This is a genomic window from Providencia sp., from assembly GCF_040396775.1.
Taxonomy (GTDB): Bacteria; Pseudomonadota; Gammaproteobacteria; order Enterobacterales; family Enterobacteriaceae; genus Providencia.
The window spans coordinates 114,749-133,297 of record NZ_JBEBNT010000006.1 but is presented as its reverse complement, the minus strand read 5'-3'; the positions used below and the strand labels follow the sequence as shown (position 1 = coordinate 133,297).

Sequence of the window (18,549 nt, the reverse complement as noted above, 5' to 3'; positions counted from 1 at the left end):
TTTAATTTGCCTATTTAAGGCACAAAAAAATAAAAAATGGCAAAGTGAGTTATCTTTCACTTTGCCATTCAAGAGGATAAACAATAATAGTTACAGTAAGTTAAAGTATTTGTCGGGTTTATTGACTGGAGGAAGTGGCTTGAGATCGAGCATGTCCATTGCATTTCGCTCAATACTATTGCAAATCGCATTTAACGGTAGGTCATTCGCAGAAGTCCCAAAAGGGTCTTCTAATTCTTCGGCTAATGAATCCCACGCTAAAAAGGTATACGAAATAAATACCGAAACAAACGGGGTCATATAATGCAAATCAACCACTAACGCGAACGGCAATAACGTACAAAACAAATACACGGTGCGTTGCAAAATCAAGGTATAAGCAAAAGGAATAGGGGTATTCGAGATACGTTCACAGCCGCCTAAAACGTCTGATAACGCATTAATATCTTTATTGATTGCTTGAAATAATACGTCACTAATCACTTTATTATCTCGCAGCTCCCCTACTTTCAAGCCAATCTGCATTAAAATACGGCTGGTTGGAAATGGACTACGAATAACTTCGTCAAAAATAGCGCGCGGTAACAGCCGATACAAATCAACTATGGAGCTGGTTTTTCTTAGCTCATGTTTTAAACTCCAACCAAACGCAATCAATAAGTGAGCAAATTCTTTTTGCGCAGCTTTGTCATTTGGTAATAACCCTTTAATATTCCTTAAAATATTGCGTTGGTTAATCAGCAAATTAGCCCAAAGTGTTCTCGCTTCAATTAAACGGCTATAACACGCGTTATTGCGAAAGCCCAAAAAGATAGCGATGGCTATCCCTAATAAACTAAAAGGCGCGATAGTTAAATGAATACCTAATTGTTCGTACCATTGGTAGCTCAATACAGCAACAATCGAAATCATGATATTAAGGGATAACCGAAAGGTGATTTTTGACAGCACGGAACCGTGCCAATCGAACAACCGGAAAAACCAGTGTTGATGCGGGCGAATGACCATAATGTAATAAGTATTTTTTTAGTAAAACGACATATAACTTATTATTTCATTTATCAAACTGATAATCTATAGGTAATAATTGATTAACAGCTATTGGCTAATCCTAAAATAAAAAATAGCTGATGGCGTTTCCAGAGCAGCTATTTCTCCCACATTAATTATGCCACTGCGCTATTTCATTTTCAGTTAGTGTTAAGGGTTGCGTACTGCCTGTTTCTGCTGACTTTACTGCCGCTTCTAACACTGCCATAACCGCCAGCGCTTGCAATGGGGTTACTGGGTTTTGTGTATTATTTTTCAATGCATTACGAATATTCATATAATACTGGCTTTGGTCGCCTTTTGGTGTTTCTTGCGTCTTAGAAGATAACGTCTCATCAATTAAAATAATTGGGTCATTATCCACACCCCATTCTTTATCTCGTGGCGTGATCCCTTGTAATAATTGTTTTTCTTGTTGATCTGGTTGGGATTTTACCACACTACCTTTATCGCCGTGTACGGTAAAGCGCGTAAATCCGCCTGCAGCTAACATGCTGCAATGCAAAATCACTTTATGAGTTGGGTAGTTTAATAACACATGGGCCCAATCATTAATTTGGCCATTATTTCTTAGCGTTGCAATATTACCTTGCACTGACTGAGGTAAACCAAAAAGTTGCAGTGCTTGGTCAATTAAATGTGGACCTAAATCAAACCATAAACCACTGCCTGGCAAGTTTTGCTCACGCCAACGCACTCTCACTTCAGGGCGAAAACGGTCAATGTGAGATTCAAAATGTTTTACTTCACCAATCAGTTTTTGCTCGATGACGTCTTTTATTGCCAAATAATCACTGTCCCAACGGCGATTATGAAATACCGATAGCAAGACATTATGTACTTTCGCTAATTCAATCAATTCTCTAGCTTCTTGCATATCAAGGGTAAATGGCTTGTCGACCACCACATGTTTACCCGCCTCAATTGCTAGCTTTGCTAATGGCGCATGCGTTGCATTTGGGCTTGCTATTACCACTAAGTCAATATCAGGGCGAAGAATAGCCTCTTCGGCGGAAGCTATCACCGTGGTATTTGGAATATCACGCTTCACCTTTTCTTCATCACTGGAAGCCACGACTGTAAGGTTCAAGCCATCAACCGACCTAATTAAAGGTGCATGGAATGTTTTCCCCACAAAACCATAGCCAATCAGTGCAACATTAATATCTTTGCTCATAATCTTACCCGTTCATTAAATACGAAGAGAATTTACAGTCACCTTGCTATTAGGATTAAGTTCATCCCAATGGCAATCCAAAAATAGTTGGTCAATTTCGTCCAAATGTGCCACTAAATAAGGCTGACACAGATTAAGTTTTGTACTGTCCGCCACCACCCAATGTGCTTGGCTATTCGCTATCATGGCACGTTTTACATCGCAATCTGCTTCTTGGGTTGCACTCAACCCCAAAGTAGGATGCAAAGCACAAGCCCCTAATATGGCGATATCTGCTCGGTATCTTGCCAACATGGATAATGTGGCGCTTCCTGCAAACAAGCGCTGCCCTGAGTCCCACTCCCCACCCAATAAGATCAATTGGATATCCGCACGTTCACTAAAATGCATGGCAATATCTAAGGATGTGGTAATGATTTTCATCGGGCCTTGGATAAAGCTAGCAACAGCCATGACCGTACTGCCAGAATCAAGGAAAAGTGTTGAGCTCTTCGGGATCAACTTAGCAACCTGTTGCCCTAATTGTTTTTTAACCTCAGGCAATAAAATATTGCGCCCTCGACGGCTCATAACTGGCACATTAAACCCCACAGCACCGCCATGACTTTTTTGTGCCAACCCTTGGTTTTCTAGGTCGGTTAAATCACGGCGGATAGTATCTGTAGATACATGCAACTGATTAGATAAGTCTGCAACGCTCACCTGACCATTTTTTGCTATTATTTCAATAATATAATTCTGTCGTGCTTGTTTGTGCATAATCGCAAAACCCTGCAAAAAACCGCATTTAGTCTCATAATACCGCAATTAAATTGGAAATAAAGATAAAAGTCAGCGCGATGACCACACACATCAACAAGCCTATGGAATTTTTCTATTTTTATTTTTTAAGAAAAGAAAATATAAGAAGGAAAATCGCAGTATTAATAAAGATAGAAATAAAGTAGAAAGCCACTTATTAGGCTATCTACTTTACTTGAATGAAAAAACTAACTTTTTAACGATTCTAACCGTTTGATTTCATCGCGCAGTGCATCAATTTCACGTTCTAACTGGCGGCTTTCATCTGAGTAGTATTTACTGTTCAGTTTTGTTGGGCCTGTCGCCCCAGAATAGTGGTCATAACAACGGTTTTGCACATTCGAAATAGCGCGTTGTAACCCTGCGACTCGGTGGCGGTTTCCATGTGCTTTTGCGTATTTTAGCTGTTTTTCAAGTTGGTAAATTTTATTATCACAACCATAGTAATTAGAGCCCGCTTGGGAAGATAATGGAATAAACAGTGTTGATAAAATAATTAGCATTATCCTTTTCATTTAATTCTCCAAATATAAAAAATAAATTAAATTTTGTCTATTTCATCACTTTTATATTTTATTAATATAAGCAAGCTCTTAATTTAGCTTAAGTTAAAGATTAAACCTAAAATAACCGTATCCTAAAGTAGGATAAATGATAACTTATATTTATAGTTGAGACATCAAACAGGTCTGATCACTTTTCATGATAATTTATTACAGACAGACATAACTTTCCTTGTTACCTTACTCGCATGGACTTTTCTCTACACGGATGTAGACATTTCTTGCTTCAAGTGATAACAAGCACTCAGCTCACTTTCCAAGCTAACACTTCAATTTATTCAATTAAACACAATAATTCCATTTATTTTTTTAAAACGCCTATTAAGCACGAATTGTATAAACTTGTTTTCATCTAAAAATAAAAAAATTCATTAAATTTGTATTTATTTAAACCTATAGGAATAAGTTTAAATTCACCCCTAATTTTCATATATATTTTGCAGTCTCTTTATCGGCAAAGATATACTCTAGCCAAAGGTAATATTAAAGAGAATAACCATGCACACACCTCAGTTTGAACTCACATTTGCTAGCGCTGGCGAACAACATTTTCATGCTGCCTTAAAAAAAGCCAGCCAAGATTACCTGAAAAGTAAGCAGGACCATGTATATGCGAGTAAAGCTGATATTGTAGTAATCATCGCCTTATTTGCCATCGCAATACTGTGCTATCTCCCAACGCTGTTTACCTCATCCGTATTAACCTACAGTTTAGCCTATTTTGTTTTTGTTCTGATCATTATGTTCCTCAATGTGATAGGGCAACACGATGCTTGCCATAATACCTTATTTAAAAATAGCTGGAAAAACCGCGTGTTTGGCCGCTTAGTCACCTTACCTTTAGGGTTAGAGCCTGAATTTTGGCGGACTCGCCATGTTCACTATCACCACCATTTTGCCAATATTGAAGATTACGACTTAGATACAGAAGAAAACGGTATCTTTCGCCAGACCCCTTTTCAAAAGTGGCGATCTTTTATGAAGTACCAACATATCTACTGGCCCTTTATTGCCTCTTTTTCGTTAACCTGGATTGCGCTGGTTTTTGACTGGTCGGATAGAACGGGGAAAACACGCCTAAAAGATAAAAAGGTTTTAACAGGGAAAAAAGGCTGGGCACTTTTTATTGCCAGCAAAATGGGCCATTTATTGCTGATGCTAGGTTTACCTTTATTTTTTGCACATGAGCATGGAATAAGCTTAGCCGCTATTTTTATTACTTATATTTTGAGCCAAATGATTGCATCTATTTTTGTTATTTATTTACTTTTAGGAACACATTGGGCTGAAACTGAATTTTTTACTGCACCAGACGATAAGCAAATTAAACATGGTTGGTACCATCATAATTTTGTTACGGCCTGCGATTGGATACCAACGCCACATTGTCTATGGCGTTTAACTGGTGGGCTTAATTATCATCTTACCCATCACCTTTTCCCCAATTGGCACCACCGCCACTACCCTGCTTTGGCCAGAATTTTAGGGGAATTAGCAACACAACATAATATGCCTTATCGCTGTATTCGCTATAACGAGTTAGTCGCCGCACAAATCCGCTTCTTAAAAAAAATGGGTGAAAAACCACGCTAAATACCGCCTCACTGTATGTCATATACTGTAAATACCGTGAGGTAATGTTTATATTTAAACAATTACTCAATGAACTAATTATTTAAATATACATTACCTATCAAAATAAATCCTTAAGGTTTATCGCCTAGCAATATGGTACGCTTTATAAAAATAATACCCATATTATTTCTGACGAATAATTAAAACATTTGATTATATTATTGATATAAATTTAAGCAAAAAAAGCACAATATTCATTAATTCACGTCTTATTTATGTTCTGTTTAATTTTTATTTATTAAGGGATTATTAAATTCACTATTACACTCATTGATACTCCATTTAAGTTATTCAAAATATAATTCATACATAAAAATAATATTTCTAAACTACACACTACATTTTATAGAATGGTTGACACTCGCATGAAAAAAGCAGAGTACATTATAAAAAAACTACGCACATTTATTATCAGTGATAAGCTTTATCTTGCTAATAAATTTGCAAAAAAACTAAATTATCGCCCTGATTTTAAGACACCTAAAAGCTTCAATGAAAAGGTGAATTTTAGAATGCTGCGTGATAAAAACCCACTGTATACACAGCTTGCAGATAAGCTCGCCGTCAGGAGCTACATTAGTCGAACCATTGGCGAAGAGTATTTAGTCCCTATTCTAGCCACTTACCGTCATGTTGATGAAATTGATATCAATGCGCTTCCCGAGCAATTTGTACTCAAATGTAATCACGACAGCGGCAGCAGTGTCATTTGCCGAAATAAAGCTAAATTTGATTGGCAACATGCTAAAAACAAACTGTCATTTCACTTAATAAAGAATCTTTATTACATTACTCGCGAACGTCACTATAAAAATATTTCACCTCAAATTATTTGTGAACAATATATTGATTTATTCGCTAATAAAAAGAGAAAACTCGTCCCTGAAACCTGCCGTATACATTGCTTTTCAGGTAAGCCTGTCTATGCAGAGATTGACTACACTGATGAATCAGGTGAAGAGTTTATCAATATCTATGACATCAACTGGCAGCTACAACCCGTCACTTTTGGCTACCCAAATATGCTAGAACCAGTACCAGAGCCACCACTATTTAAAGAAATGCTGCGCTTGGCTGAAATCCTCGTTACGCCGTTCGATTATTGCCGTGCTGACTTTTTGATGTCTGATGAAAATACTCTGTATTTTAGCGAACTGACCTTTGCGCCTAACGCAGGTAGGACAGAAATCTCCCCATTATCGTGGGACTTTAAACTAGGCGAACACTGGGAGCAACGCATTACCCAATCTGCGGGCTATGTACCTCTCGAAGGCGCCTTATCCACAATCTCAATGAATAAGAAAAAGTAACGCGCAGAAAAAAGGCTCTGTGAAATCACAGAGCCTTCATAAACTATTTTTACTTAAACAATTAATTCGCTAACACACTCGCTTTACGACGTAAGCTCGCAATTAGCATATAAATTGCCGTCACGAGCAACACAATAAAGAAGAAATCCACTAAACCATTATGTTGACTTAATAACGTACTGGCTGCAATTGGCCCCATGGCAGAACCAATGCTATAGCTAAACAACATAACTTGTGTTGCAGCAACAATGTAAGATGAATCTAGATTGTCGCATGCTAAGGTAATTGCGATTGGGTATAACGCAAATGAGGACATACCTAACAAGGCTAATGCCACAATCATCACCAAGTAGTCGCTAGAGATGTAAATAACGCCCATCGCGAATACCCCTAAAAGAGATACCATTGCTAACAGCAAAGTCTTACTCATCAAGATGGAAAGCTTGCTAACAACCGGTTGGATCAACATACCACCCAAAATAATTGAGGCCATCAAAACCCCAACTTGGTCAGTCGTGAATTGTTCTTTCTTCAATGATAGAGGCATCAACCCATAAATCGTCCCCATGGTGATACCTGAAACCATACACCCTATAATTGCTGGTTTACTTAATCGCGCAATTTTTTTCAGAGATAGTTTATGATGGGAGCTACTATCAGGCTGACCTTGACGAACCAATAAAGGCGGCATTACAGCTAACAACAACAAGCCTAATACAACCATAAAAGGATACGCACCTTGGGTTCCAATCACGCCAATCGCGAGTTGCCCTAACGTTGTACCGCCATACAATGACGTCATATAAAAGCTTAAACGCTTAGCACGTTCTTTCGGGCTGTCACCAATCAGCAACCAGGATTCAACCACAACAAAGATACCCGCAACCGCGATACCTGCAACTAAACGGTTTGGCAGCCAAGCTTCAATAGAAGGCGCCCACGGCAAAACGACAACCGTTGCGGCTAGCATTAATAAAAAACCAATAAAGGAAAGGCGATGGCCAATTTTGGCAATTACAGGTTCGATTAACATTGAACCAATTAATAAACCAATGTAGTAGGCACTTGCTAACCAGCCTGCGTACTGCGTATCAATTCCAAAGCTCCCCATTGATAATGGGATTAAGCTCATTAAATAACCCGATGCAATAGCAAAAATCGTTAGCCCGGCAACAGGAACGAATGCATTATCGCGTTTGCGCATGATAGTAGTGGACTGATTCACGCCCCACTCTCCAACAAATAAAAATAAATAATATGCGCTGCAACTACATCGTAGAATACGACAAGGCTCTGCTCCCAAAAAAAGGAACACATTTCGGCGATTAGTGCAGTGGTAAAATATAAAAACAAGACTGATTTGAGCGCAATATAGAACGTTCAATCAGTAAGTTAAAATGAGAAAATCTAATGGTGACTAGTAAAATAATTTATGTGAGAAAAATCACGTTTTTCCCAAAGAGAGGTTTAGATCAATAATGACAAAAGAAACAAATAAAACAAATGTAAATCAATCAGATGCGTAAAAGTAACTTTTCATTTTCTTGTTACAACTTGATACAACTTAAGTCATATACCAAGCGTCCTAAAAATGCTCAATGGCAAAATAATTTATTTATTATTTTTACCTTGCCATCTCATTGGGTGCAAAAAGCCTTTTTTGACTGATGGAACAAATAAATAATTTAATTCGTACTTTATTCATTTATTTCTTTTCTAATTAAAAATACGTAATACCAGATACCATTTAATGGTTATTTTCATCGTGGTTTATCTGCTAAGTTTATTCTAATGAAGAAAGACGCCGCCAGAGTGTTGTTCTGCTAATCCCTAAATACTGCGCTACCGCTTTGCGGTCTCCATTAAACCTTGTCATCACATCAGTCAATGACTCCCCACTTCGATTAACAATAGCCTCATGTTCATTTGATCCCCACTGGCGTTCTGGAGATAAGCTTGTCAACATTTCTTCCGTAATCGCCTTTTCAGGGTATGCACTGCAATAAAGCGCAGCCCGCTCCATTAAATTTCGCAGTTCTCGCACATTCCCTGGCCACGCATAATGTAAAAAAAAATGACGACAGCTCAAAAGTTGCTGTACGCGAAATGCAGGGAGCGGCAATACTAACCCCGCAAAAGCCAGTTTTAAAAGCCTTTCAGCGAGAACAAAAATATCCTCTCCGCGTTCATTAAGCGCAGGCACTTGCATTCGAAGTACCCCTAAACGATAGAAAAGGTCGGCTCGAAAATGTCCATTTTTCACCCAATCATCTAAATGGCAATGGGTCGCACAAATTACACGAACATTGACCTGCAAAGGCTTATAACCGCCAATCCGCACCACCGAGCGCTCTTCGAGTACCCGTAAAAGCCGTGTTTGCAACGCTAATGGCATTTCACCAATTTCATCTAAAAATAACGTACCACCATGAGCCAACTCAAACAAACCCGCTCTTCCACCACGTCGTGACCCCGTAAATGCGCCTTCTTCATAACCAAATAATTCTGCTTCTAATAATGTTTCAGGGATCGCGCCACAATTAACCGCCACAAATGGCATTTGCTGTTTACTGCGTTTGTGTTGATTAAATAAGGTAAATTCGTGGTGAATCGCTTGTGCGATCATTTCTTTCCCGGTTCCACTTTCACCTTGGATCAACACAGTGGCATCTGATCTGGCATATAACATAATCGTCTGTCTTACCCGCTCCATCTGTAATGATGAGCCAATTAAGTCATTGATTGTATAGCGGACTTTTGGTGGTGTAATTGGGACGTATTTCTCTGATAAATGGCGATTACGATGAGACATGTGGCTTAACTCAATAGCATCAGAGAAGGCCTGGCGTATAGTTTGGGTTGAATAGACAAAAATTCCTGTCATTCCCATTTCATCCGCTAAATCCATAATCAACCCTGCGCCGACAACCACAGTTATCCCCATCGCTTTCAAGGCCTTAAGCTGTGCTCTTGCATCTTCTGCCGTGATATAACTACGTTGTTCTATCTGTAATGCAAAACGCTGCTGAAAATCAGTTAATGATGGGATCGTATTTTTATAATTAATAATACCAACCTTATCACTGATTTCTCGCGCCTTTGCGAGTGCCTGCATAACATCAAACCCGTTGATATTAACGATGATAACAGGTACAGAAACATGGCTTTTGAGGTAAGCACCGTTAGAGCCAGCGCTAATAATTGCATCACAATGCCCCTCTTTTAGCCTTTCTCTTACCACTTCTGCCGCCTGTTCGAACCCCAAATTCAACGGTGTAATTTCGGCTTGCTCACTGAACTCAGGGCTGATATCACGAAAAAGCGTGAATAACCGCGAAACAGACACAGTCCAAATAATCGGTTTTTCCATCTGTTCCGTTGCCTCTCCGTTATGTTTCGAACTATGTTTCAAAATACGTTTCAATTAACATTAGTCTGTTTCAATGAAACATGCTAACTATGAATGATAAATTTGTTTTCCTTGTCACAAATCCACGCCTTTTTTAACCCACTAATTTTTAACGCTTTATTATTAACATTAATGTCTATGCCAGTTGGCATGACAATTGCTATATGACTATAGTTACCTTAAATAAAAAACAATTTATTAACAATCGAGAGGCTGCTATGTCATCTATTCCTGCCGGACAAAAATTCCGTGATGCTGTCGCCCAAGAGTCCCCTCTTCAGTTAGTGGGAACTATCAACGCCAATCACGCCCTTCTTGCTCAACAAGCTGGCTACAAAGCCATTTATTTATCCGGTGGTGGCGTCGCCGCGGGGTCGTTAGGTATGCCAGACTTAGGGATTTCTACCCTAGATGATGTATTGATTGATATTCGCCGTATTACAGATGTTTGTGATTTACCCCTGATGGTCGATGCCGATATTGGTTTTGGGCCATCTGCCTTTAATGTCGTTCGTACCGTCAAGTCATTTTGCAAAGCAGGTGCGGCAGGCTTACACCTTGAGGATCAGGTCGGGGCGAAACGTTGTGGCCATCGCCCTAATAAAGAAATCGTATCGACACAAGAAATGGTGGATAGGATCAAAGCCGCGGTAGATGCCCGCACCAATGACAGCTTTGTGATTATGGCTCGCACAGATGCACTCGCCGTCGAGGGACTTGATGCGGCGCTTGAACGCGCTCAAGCTTACCTCGAAGCAGGTGCGGACATGTTATTCCCGGAGGCGATTACTGAACTGACTATGTATCAACAGTTTACTCAAAATACCCCCGCCCCTGTTCTCGCGAATCTCACCGAATTTGGCCAAACCCCATTGTTTACCTTAGATGAACTTCGTAGCGTCGGTATCGCGATTGCACTTTATCCATTGTCAGCCTTTCGAGCAATGAATAAAGCCGCAGAGCAGGTCTACACAGCGATACGCCATGAAGGCACGCAGAAAAGCGTCGTTCCATTGATGCAAACACGTGATGAGCTATATCAAAGCATTCATTACTACGATTATGAACAAAAATTGGACGCACTATTTTCGCAAAAAAAATCATAGGCACGCAGGCAGCACCAAGTTGAGCCTCCTCAATCCCTTACAAGGAAATTACGATGAATGAACAACTTAGTAGCACTGAAACACCCCAATTTAAACCAAAAAAATCCGTTGCACTTTCGGGCGTTCCTGCGGGAAATACAGCACTTTGTACCGTAGGGCGCAATGGAAATGACCTGCATTATCGCGGGTTTGATATCCATGATTTAGCCACCCAATGCGAATTTGAAGAAGTTGCATATCTACTGATACACGACAAGCTTCCCACGCAAACCGAACTCACCGCTTATAAAGAAAAACTAAAATCCTACCGTGGGTTACCCGCGAGTGTGAAGCAAACTTTAGAATCCATTCCTGCCAACGCCCATCCTATGGATGTCATGCGCACAGGAGTTTCGATGATGGGTTGCGTGCTTCCCGAAAAAGACGCACACCCGTTTTCAGGTGCCAAAGATATTGCCGACCGGTTGTTAGCCTCATTAGGTTCAATGCTGCTGTACTGGTACCACTTCAGCCATCATGGTCGTCGCATCGAAACGCAAACCGATGACGACTCAATTGGCGCACATTTTTTGCATTTACTGCATGGCAAAAAACCACCTGCTCAGTGGGAAAAATTCATGCATATTGCCGCAATTTTGTATGCGGAACATGAATTTAACGCCTCAACATTTGCCGCTCGTGTTATTGCTGGCACGGGAACAGATTTTTACTCCGCGATGACAGGAGCAATCGCTGCCTTACGAGGGCCAAAACACGGTGGAGCAAATGAGGTTTCATTAGAAATTCAGCAGCGCTATGCTTCAATGAATGAAGCGGAGCAAGATATCATTGCTCGTATTCATAATAAAGACGTCATCATTGGCTTTGGTCACCCTGTGTATACCCTTGCCGACCCGCGCCATCCCATCATTAAATCTGTGGCATTACAGCTTTCAGAGCAAAATTTAAATCGCCATTTATACAGTATTGCCGACCGTATCGAAACGGTAATGAAACGTGAAAAAGGCATGTTCCCAAATTTAGATTGGTTCTCCGCGGTGGCCTATCACTTAATGGGCATACCGACTGCTATGTTTACACCACTCTTTGTCATGGCGCGGACTGCGGGTTGGTCTGCCCATATCATCGAACAGCGACAAGACAATAAAATTATTCGTCCATCTGCCAATTATATTGGGCCAGAGAATCAATTATTCATTCCGATAGAACAGCGTTAATAAAGGTAAAATAATGACAACACAAACCGTGAGTTCTCATAAAATTGAATTTGATAGTGTGATCAGTGACATTGTTGATTATGTAATGGATTACCCAATTGTTTCTGAGCTAGCTTACGATACCGCCTATCATTGCCTGCTTGATACACTGGGCTGTGGCATGGAATCGCTAGAATATCCTGCTTGCAAAAAGCTGTTAGGCCCAATTGTGCCGGGAACCATCGTCCCTAATGGCACTAAAATTCCGGGTACACAATTTCAGTTAGACCCCGTTCAAGGAGCTTTTAATATTGGTACAATGTGCCGCTGGCTTGATTTTAACGACACTTGGCTTGCTGCCGAATGGGGCCACCCTTCCGATAACTTAGGCGGTATTCTTGCTACTGCCGATTGGTTGTCTCGGGAAAATCTAGCCAAAGGCAAAAAACCTTTAATCATCAAAGATGTATTAACTGCCATGATTAAAGCACACGAAATCCAAGGGTGTATTGCTCTTGAAAATGCCTTTAATAAAGTGGGACTCGACCATGTTATTTTAGTCAAAGTCGCCTCAACCGCAGTCGTCGCACAAATGCTCGGTTTAAACCGCGAACAGATCCTCAATGCCGTTTCCCAAGCATGGATTGATGGTCACAGCTTACGGACTTATCGCCATGCGCCAAATACAGGGTCACGAAAATCGTGGGCGGCTGGCGATGCAACTTCCCGTGCAGTTAGGCTCGCCTTGATGGCGCAAAAAGGTGAAATGGGCTACCCAACGGCATTGACCGCCAAAACCTGGGGGTTTTATGACGTTTTATTTAAGGGTCAGCCGCTTCGCTTCCAACGCCCTTACGGTTCCTATGTCATGGAGAACGTGCTGTTTAAAATTTCTTTCCCTGCTGAGTTTCATTCACAAACGGCCGTCGAAGCTGCACTACAGCTTCATCAAACATTAGTCGCAATGGGTAAAAGTGCCGATGATATTGCATCAATTGCAATTCGCACTCATGAAGCTTGTATTCGCATTATAGATAAGAAAGGCCCACTCAATAATCCTGCTGACCGCGATCATTGCATACAATATATGGTGGCAGTGCCATTAATTTTTGGGCGGCTCACCGCAGCCGACTATGAAGATAATATTGCACAAGATAGCCGTATTGATGCGCTTCGTGCCAAAATGCATTGCCATGAAGATACGCAATTTACCGCCGATTACCATGACCCAGATAAACGTTCGATTTCTAATGGATTAATAATTACGTTAAATGATGGTCAGGTGTTGAATGAAGTGGTAATTGAGTACCCTGTAGGCCATAAACGCCGCCGTAAAGAAGGGATGCCGCTGTTATTGAAGAAATTTAGAATTAATTTGGCAAGGCAGTTTCCTGAGGCTCAGCAGCTGCGTATTCTTCAGGCATCACTCGATAAGCCCATGTTAGAAAAAATGCCAGTGAATGAATATATGGATTTATTCGTGATTTAAATTCTATCCATATTTAAGACTAAAACGCCGCTAGATTATGGCGAGAGGTTGTTGACAAAGCAGGATAAAAGCGTAGTTTTTCCTGCTTTGTGTTATCAGCCGAAAATCAATAAATTAGAAAATAAATTGATAGCGAGTTTGGCTAGTGTAAACCTGTTGTGCTTTCGCAATCCCTGTATACAAATCGCCCCATTCAGGGTGATTAACTGCATCAGGCGGAAACTGCGTCTCTAAAGCCACGCCTGAATATGCCGTATAAATTTGGCTTTTACCTGCAATCGCAAATAATTGATTGCCACTATAAACGTGTATTGCAGGCATCGTCGTGGTTATTTTCATCTGCACATCGCTATCAGGCGCGCCGAGTGTTACTGCTGTTTGCTGCCCATCAGCGATACCACTATTGAAGATAAACGTATGGTCATACCCGCCAACTGCGGCTTGTACCTCATCCTGTAAAAAGTCTCGCCCAATGCGTTTACCCACACGAAAATCAAAGTTCGTCTCCGTCACATCCCGCCACTCTCCTGTCGGGAGGCCTTCTGCGGTTGTAGGTAAAAACGTATCGGCCGCTATCTGCAAGTCATGTTCAAATGCGGTTCGAGCTGAATCTTCCCCTGCAAGGTTAAAATAAGTGTGATTCGTCAGGTTCACTGGGCAGTCTTCTGTTGACTGGTATTTATAATCAATAACCACTTGATTATCTTCAGTTAGCTCATAGCTTACCTCAACCAATAGTGTCCCAGGAAAGCCTTGATCCCCCGCTGGCGAAGTCAACGAAAAAACCGCTTTGCACGGACTTGGCTGAATAATTCCCCAAATTCGATAGCTAAAGTTATCTTTTCCACCGTGTAAGCAGTGCTTGTCTTGATTATTAAAAACGGTGTATTGCTGGCTATTTAACGTAAATCGAGAGCCACAAATGCGGTTTGCAACTCGCCCGATGGTCGCGCCAAGATAGACCCCCTGCTCCATCTGCTTCGCCATATTGGGTGACCCTAATACCACATCCCGCTTACCACTTGCTAAAGGTAATATGCAGCTAACCCAGCTGGCGCCTAAGCTTGTGAGTAAAATTTTCATTCCATTTTGATTGGTCAGAGCAATAACTTTTGGCGATCGGATAGTATGACGTTGTTCTTGAGTAAACCGCATTTTTCCCTCAATATTTGATAGTAATCTATTTAGCTGAAGGGGTTAAAATTAACATTTGCTCAACCGCCCCTTCCGCATGAGCAAAAAAAATCGTTCCATCCTGCAACAACAAATTGATTTTCCACTGGTTACCTATTGAGTGCAATATCTTATTAGCTGATCTTATTTTAATACAACAAAAAAATAACCGAGTAAGATACAAGACTCGGTTATTTCGAAAATGTATTAGTCACAATTTTATTAATGCTTGGTGTGCTTGTCGTAGGGATCTAAGTGGGTCATTACATCTAAAATTTGTGGATTTCCCATCAATTTTTTACGCGTATTAACAGCAATATCATGCCCTTGTGTAATGCTCATATCTCCATCAAGCTCTAAATGTACATCAACTAATAAAAAATCCCCTGATTTACGGGTTTTTAAATCATGGTAGCCTGATAATTCATCGATGCTATCTAATACATCGCGAATTTCTTGCAATGTCTCTTCATCAGCACCTTTGTCCATTAAATCTTGCATTGATTGATTGGTAAATTTAAAGCCCATCCTAAAAACAAATGTCCCTACAATCATCGCAGCGAGAGGATCGAAAATACGCAGGCCACATAAGTTACCAACAATACCAATCGCTACAACCAAAGAAGATGCCGCGTCAGAACGTGCATGCCATGCATTTGCAACCAACATACTCGAATTAACTTTCTTAGCCACGTGTAGCATGTAACGGAATAAACCTTCCTTTGCAACTAACGCAATCAAGGCTGCCACTAATGCAATCATATGAACTTCAGGGATCAAATCAGGATTGAGCAGTTTCTCAATGGCAGACCACACCATTCCCACCCCAACAATCAATAAAATAATCCCCAAAATTAATGATGCCCCATTTTCATAACGAAAATGCCCATAAGGGTGGTCTTCATCTGGCTTTTTGTGGCTCTTTTTATTGGCGATTAGAACAACAAAATCTGCGATTAAATCGGATAATGTATGGATCCCATCAGCGATTAAACCCGATGAGTGGGAAAGAACACCAATAATAATCTGCCAAATAGATAACAGCGTATTGACCAACACACTGATTAACGTGCTTTTTTTCGCAGCCTTAAATTTAGCTTGTTGAACCACAAACTCCTTGCTTGGCTGAGCCACTGCTTCATTTTTATTCATATCATCATTTCTTTAATGAAAAACAAAATAATTATCATTTAAATAAACTTTTTAAATCAATAAGTTAAATAAACACTCAGTTGATATTCGCACATTAAATGTTAAATGTCTCATCATAAATTGTAACCAGTTAGTTTAGATGAAAATGATTATTCTTTATTTTTGGTGACAAATGCGCTCATTGTTTAAAATAGCGATAAATGCGCACTTAAAAGCATTTCTTCCAGCTTATTTAACTTATAGTATATAAATAGTGAATTGCTATAATCGATTTCAAATAACATATGGATGAGGTGGCTATGTATAAAAAAATTCTAGTTCCTATTGATTTGTTAGAGGATGAACTAAATCAGGACATCATAAAACACGTTGAAGCCTTAGCCATGCTGGGGGCGCCTGAAATTCATTTTTTATCTGTCATTCCGAGTGTTGAATTATTTTTTGGTATTGAAATCGCCGCACTACCTGAGAGCCAGAAAAATTCTGCAGAACGCTCAATTTTAGCCATACGCGCTTTAGAAGAAATAATTAAAGATATTAAAGTCCCAGATAATCAGATTAGTTGCAAAGTAAGCATTGGATCAGCGAAAGATGAAATCTTGGATTATGCACAAGAAATTGATGCAGATTTAATTATGGTCGGTTCACACCACCCAAGCACCTCAACCTATTTATTAGGTTCAACCGCGTCGGCGATTGTTCGCCATGCGAAAACATCGGTCTTTGTGATCCGTTAAAATACAGGATAAAAAAAATGCCGCTAATTTGCGGCATTTTTTATTTATTTTTTGGTGGAATCAATCAGTTTATCGTCTGTTGACCAAACACGATATTTTACATCCATATCAGCAGGCGCATAGACAACGATAGGGAGTTTGCTGTTATAACGAACAAACGCATCATCACCTAATTGCGTGGTAATAAAACGATCTTCAGCTGGCTTAGTACAGCCCATCATCGTTGATGCAGGCCCTTTAATTTCATCCAGTTTATAGTAGTCGTAGCCCCAACCGTCTAACGTTTTCTTATCAAGATCACCCATAAACCACTGGTGGTTACAATCTGCTTTAATCGTTTTGCCAATGACCAGCTCAACCATAAAGTTATTTTCATTTTGCTGGTTCGCGAGTTGAATCACATGACGAGTCATACCTGATTCTGCTTTTGGATATGGTGCGATCTTTTCCAAGTCCTCCGTTGCTACTGCACAAGATGAGACAAGTGCCGCTGCCATTACAGATAAAATCGCTTTCTTCATCATTTATTCCTATTTCAAAAGAGAAAATCAATTAAAAACTCTAAGTTCCACTACATAGTAAGTCAATTACACTACAATTATCACTATAGATGATTCTTAATTACAAAAATATAGGTTTTCCACAGTAGATAGGCGTAATAATACTTAATTTTAGTATAAGGATCATAAAAATGATAAAAATTATGTAAATTATCCGCTAATTTAATGCACAAAATATACGCACTGATTATACTAAATTTGAGGCTTAATACATTCTGAGGAGGTAGTATGTTATCAGCAGATCAAGATTTAGTTTCAAAATTAGTATCCACACATCCCCGTTTTCAAACGCTATATGAAAAGCATCACCAACTCGATAAAGAAATCAGTAAACTCGAAGGCCCTTCTGGCGCTGGCTACAACGAGCACGTAGTCAAACTAAAAAAAGAAAAATTACATCTTAAAGATGAAATGCAAAAAATAATGCAATCTAGTCTGTAACCTATTAAAGATAGACTCAATAAGTTTATCTTTTTATTGAGTATCCAAGTGGTTTCAGTTAAAGAGGGTAACCTGCGGGTTAACCCTCTTTTTCATTATCCCCAAATTTATTGAACTCTATCAAAGAATCCCTCGTTAAGCTCCCATAAGCTTTCTATTGAAACCATTAACATGTATATTAAATGCATGTTTTTCTTGGACGGGGGGTTATCATGGCTGGTAAACGAATAAATCGGGAAATTAAAACGATTGAGAAAATGATTAATATCTATGAAAAAGCGCACCCAGCATCCAGTGACACCCCTGATTTTTATCAAACGCTTTTTGCTTATGCTATTAATCGCTTAGAGAAATGCCGCTATGGCGAAGAAAAACCTGCCTGCAAGCAATGCCCTATTCACTGCTACCAACCGAAGATGCGAGAACAAATGAAGTTAGTAATGCGCTGGGCTGGCCCTAAAATGCTATTACATCACCCAATACTCGCCATTCGGCATTTACTTGATGATCGTAAGCCTGTTCCCGACCTTCCTGCTAAAGTCAGCAAGCGTACACCTCAGACCCAAAACATAAAAAAGTAGAATTAACTTAATGGCAAAAAAATTACAGCATAATCCATATAAGTATAAGCTAGGTTTTGTATGCTTATTTACATAAGATGACCTTATTCTTTCAGTTTTGTCTCACCCTATGGAAATTATCAATACCCAACTGATATATTTACACTTTTTATGAAAAACATTTTTTATA

General features: G+C 39.8%; 17 protein-coding genes. 8 read left to right on the top strand and 9 right to left on the bottom strand.

Annotation, left to right across the window (positions count from 1 at the left end; translation table 11 throughout):
- Nucleotides 1-90 precede the first annotated feature (90 nt).
- The 4 genes from ABWP91_RS09320 to ABWP91_RS09305 all read right to left on the bottom strand — a co-directional run bounded on the left by ABWP91_RS09320 (nucleotide 91) and on the right by ABWP91_RS09305 (nucleotide 3,543).
- Entirely contained in the window at nucleotides 91-1,008 is a 918-nt protein-coding gene (locus ABWP91_RS09320; RefSeq protein WP_353243034.1) for a bestrophin family protein, read from the bottom strand.
- 154 nt (nucleotides 1,009-1,162) lie between these two features.
- On the bottom strand, nucleotides 1,163-2,227 hold the full coding sequence (locus ABWP91_RS09315) for an oxidoreductase (protein ID WP_353243033.1): 1,065 nt from the start codon (nucleotides 2,225-2,227) through the stop codon (nucleotides 1,163-1,165).
- A gap of 15 nt (nucleotides 2,228-2,242) precedes the next feature.
- A complete protein-coding gene (locus ABWP91_RS09310) occupies nucleotides 2,243-2,986 on the bottom strand; it encodes a DeoR/GlpR family DNA-binding transcription regulator (RefSeq protein WP_353243032.1) in 744 nt (247 codons plus the stop codon).
- A 230-nt stretch (nucleotides 2,987-3,216) separates the two neighbouring features.
- The gene (locus ABWP91_RS09305) at nucleotides 3,217-3,543 is read right to left on the bottom strand and encodes a DUF1090 family protein (RefSeq protein ID WP_353243031.1); all 327 of its coding nucleotides are present in this window, start codon (nucleotides 3,541-3,543) and stop codon (nucleotides 3,217-3,219) included.
- A 546-nt stretch (nucleotides 3,544-4,089) separates the two neighbouring features.
- Between ABWP91_RS09305 and ABWP91_RS09300 the strand changes: the two genes are divergently transcribed.
- Together ABWP91_RS09300 and ABWP91_RS09295 are read left to right on the top strand one after the other, a co-directional pair.
- Complete coding sequence (locus tag ABWP91_RS09300; protein ID WP_353243030.1) at nucleotides 4,090-5,184, top strand: fatty acid desaturase family protein; 1,095 nt, start codon at nucleotides 4,090-4,092, stop codon at nucleotides 5,182-5,184.
- Nucleotides 5,185-5,591: 407 nt separating this feature from the next.
- A complete protein-coding gene (locus ABWP91_RS09295; RefSeq protein WP_353243029.1) occupies nucleotides 5,592-6,536 on the top strand; it encodes an ATP-grasp fold amidoligase family protein in 945 nt (314 codons plus the stop codon).
- Between the two features lie 61 nt (nucleotides 6,537-6,597).
- On the opposite strand, the gene ABWP91_RS09290 is transcribed toward ABWP91_RS09295, so the two are convergent.
- A complete protein-coding gene (locus ABWP91_RS09290) occupies nucleotides 6,598-7,740 on the bottom strand; it encodes an MFS transporter (RefSeq protein WP_353243093.1) in 1,143 nt (380 codons plus the stop codon).
- Nucleotides 7,741-8,319: 579 nt separating this feature from the next.
- On the bottom strand, nucleotides 8,320-9,948 hold the full coding sequence (gene prpR, locus ABWP91_RS09285; RefSeq protein WP_502935801.1) for a propionate catabolism operon regulatory protein PrpR: 1,629 nt from the start codon (nucleotides 9,946-9,948) through the stop codon (nucleotides 8,320-8,322).
- 215 nt (nucleotides 9,949-10,163) lie between these two features.
- On the opposite strand from prpR, the gene prpB reads away from it, so the two are divergent.
- The 3 genes from prpB to ABWP91_RS09270 are packed head-to-tail and all read left to right on the top strand — an operon-like array spanning nucleotide 10,164 to nucleotide 13,736.
- Nucleotides 10,164-11,051, top strand: a complete 888-nt coding sequence (gene prpB / locus ABWP91_RS09280; RefSeq protein ID WP_353243027.1) for a methylisocitrate lyase — start codon at nucleotides 10,164-10,166, stop codon at nucleotides 11,049-11,051.
- A gap of 53 nt (nucleotides 11,052-11,104) precedes the next feature.
- Entirely contained in the window at nucleotides 11,105-12,268 is a 1,164-nt protein-coding gene (gene prpC / locus ABWP91_RS09275; RefSeq protein ID WP_353243026.1) for a bifunctional 2-methylcitrate synthase/citrate synthase, read from the top strand.
- A gap of 13 nt (nucleotides 12,269-12,281) precedes the next feature.
- Nucleotides 12,282-13,736 (top strand): bifunctional 2-methylcitrate dehydratase/aconitate hydratase, encoded by a 1,455-nt coding sequence (locus ABWP91_RS09270; RefSeq protein ID WP_353243025.1) that lies wholly within the window; start codon nucleotides 12,282-12,284, stop codon nucleotides 13,734-13,736.
- Between the two features lie 114 nt (nucleotides 13,737-13,850).
- Here the strand turns inward: ABWP91_RS09270 and ABWP91_RS09265 are convergent, their stop codons facing one another.
- Together ABWP91_RS09265 and ABWP91_RS09260 are read right to left on the bottom strand one after the other, a co-directional pair.
- On the bottom strand, nucleotides 13,851-14,891 hold the full coding sequence (locus ABWP91_RS09265; RefSeq protein WP_353243024.1) for a galactose-1-epimerase: 1,041 nt from the start codon (nucleotides 14,889-14,891) through the stop codon (nucleotides 13,851-13,853).
- Between the two features lie 240 nt (nucleotides 14,892-15,131).
- Nucleotides 15,132-16,061, bottom strand: a complete 930-nt coding sequence (locus tag ABWP91_RS09260) for a cation diffusion facilitator family transporter (RefSeq protein WP_353243023.1) — start codon at nucleotides 16,059-16,061, stop codon at nucleotides 15,132-15,134.
- 299 nt (nucleotides 16,062-16,360) lie between these two features.
- On the opposite strand from ABWP91_RS09260, the gene ABWP91_RS09255 reads away from it, so the two are divergent.
- On the top strand, nucleotides 16,361-16,798 hold the full coding sequence (locus ABWP91_RS09255; protein ID WP_353243022.1) for a universal stress protein: 438 nt from the start codon (nucleotides 16,361-16,363) through the stop codon (nucleotides 16,796-16,798).
- 44 nt (nucleotides 16,799-16,842) lie between these two features.
- Here ABWP91_RS09255 and eco read toward each other — a convergent pair whose 3' ends face one another.
- Complete coding sequence (eco, locus tag ABWP91_RS09250) at nucleotides 16,843-17,319, bottom strand: serine protease inhibitor ecotin (protein ID WP_353243092.1); 477 nt, start codon at nucleotides 17,317-17,319, stop codon at nucleotides 16,843-16,845.
- A 267-nt stretch (nucleotides 17,320-17,586) separates the two neighbouring features.
- Here eco and ABWP91_RS09245 point away from each other — a divergent pair, with 267 nt between their 5' ends.
- Both ABWP91_RS09245 and ABWP91_RS09240 read left to right on the top strand, forming a co-directional pair.
- Complete coding sequence (locus ABWP91_RS09245; RefSeq protein WP_219246627.1) at nucleotides 17,587-17,799, top strand: DUF465 domain-containing protein; 213 nt, start codon at nucleotides 17,587-17,589, stop codon at nucleotides 17,797-17,799.
- Nucleotides 17,800-18,011: 212 nt separating this feature from the next.
- Complete coding sequence (locus ABWP91_RS09240) at nucleotides 18,012-18,380, top strand: nitrous oxide-stimulated promoter family protein (RefSeq protein ID WP_353243021.1); 369 nt, start codon at nucleotides 18,012-18,014, stop codon at nucleotides 18,378-18,380.
- Nucleotides 18,381-18,549 lie beyond the last annotated feature (169 nt).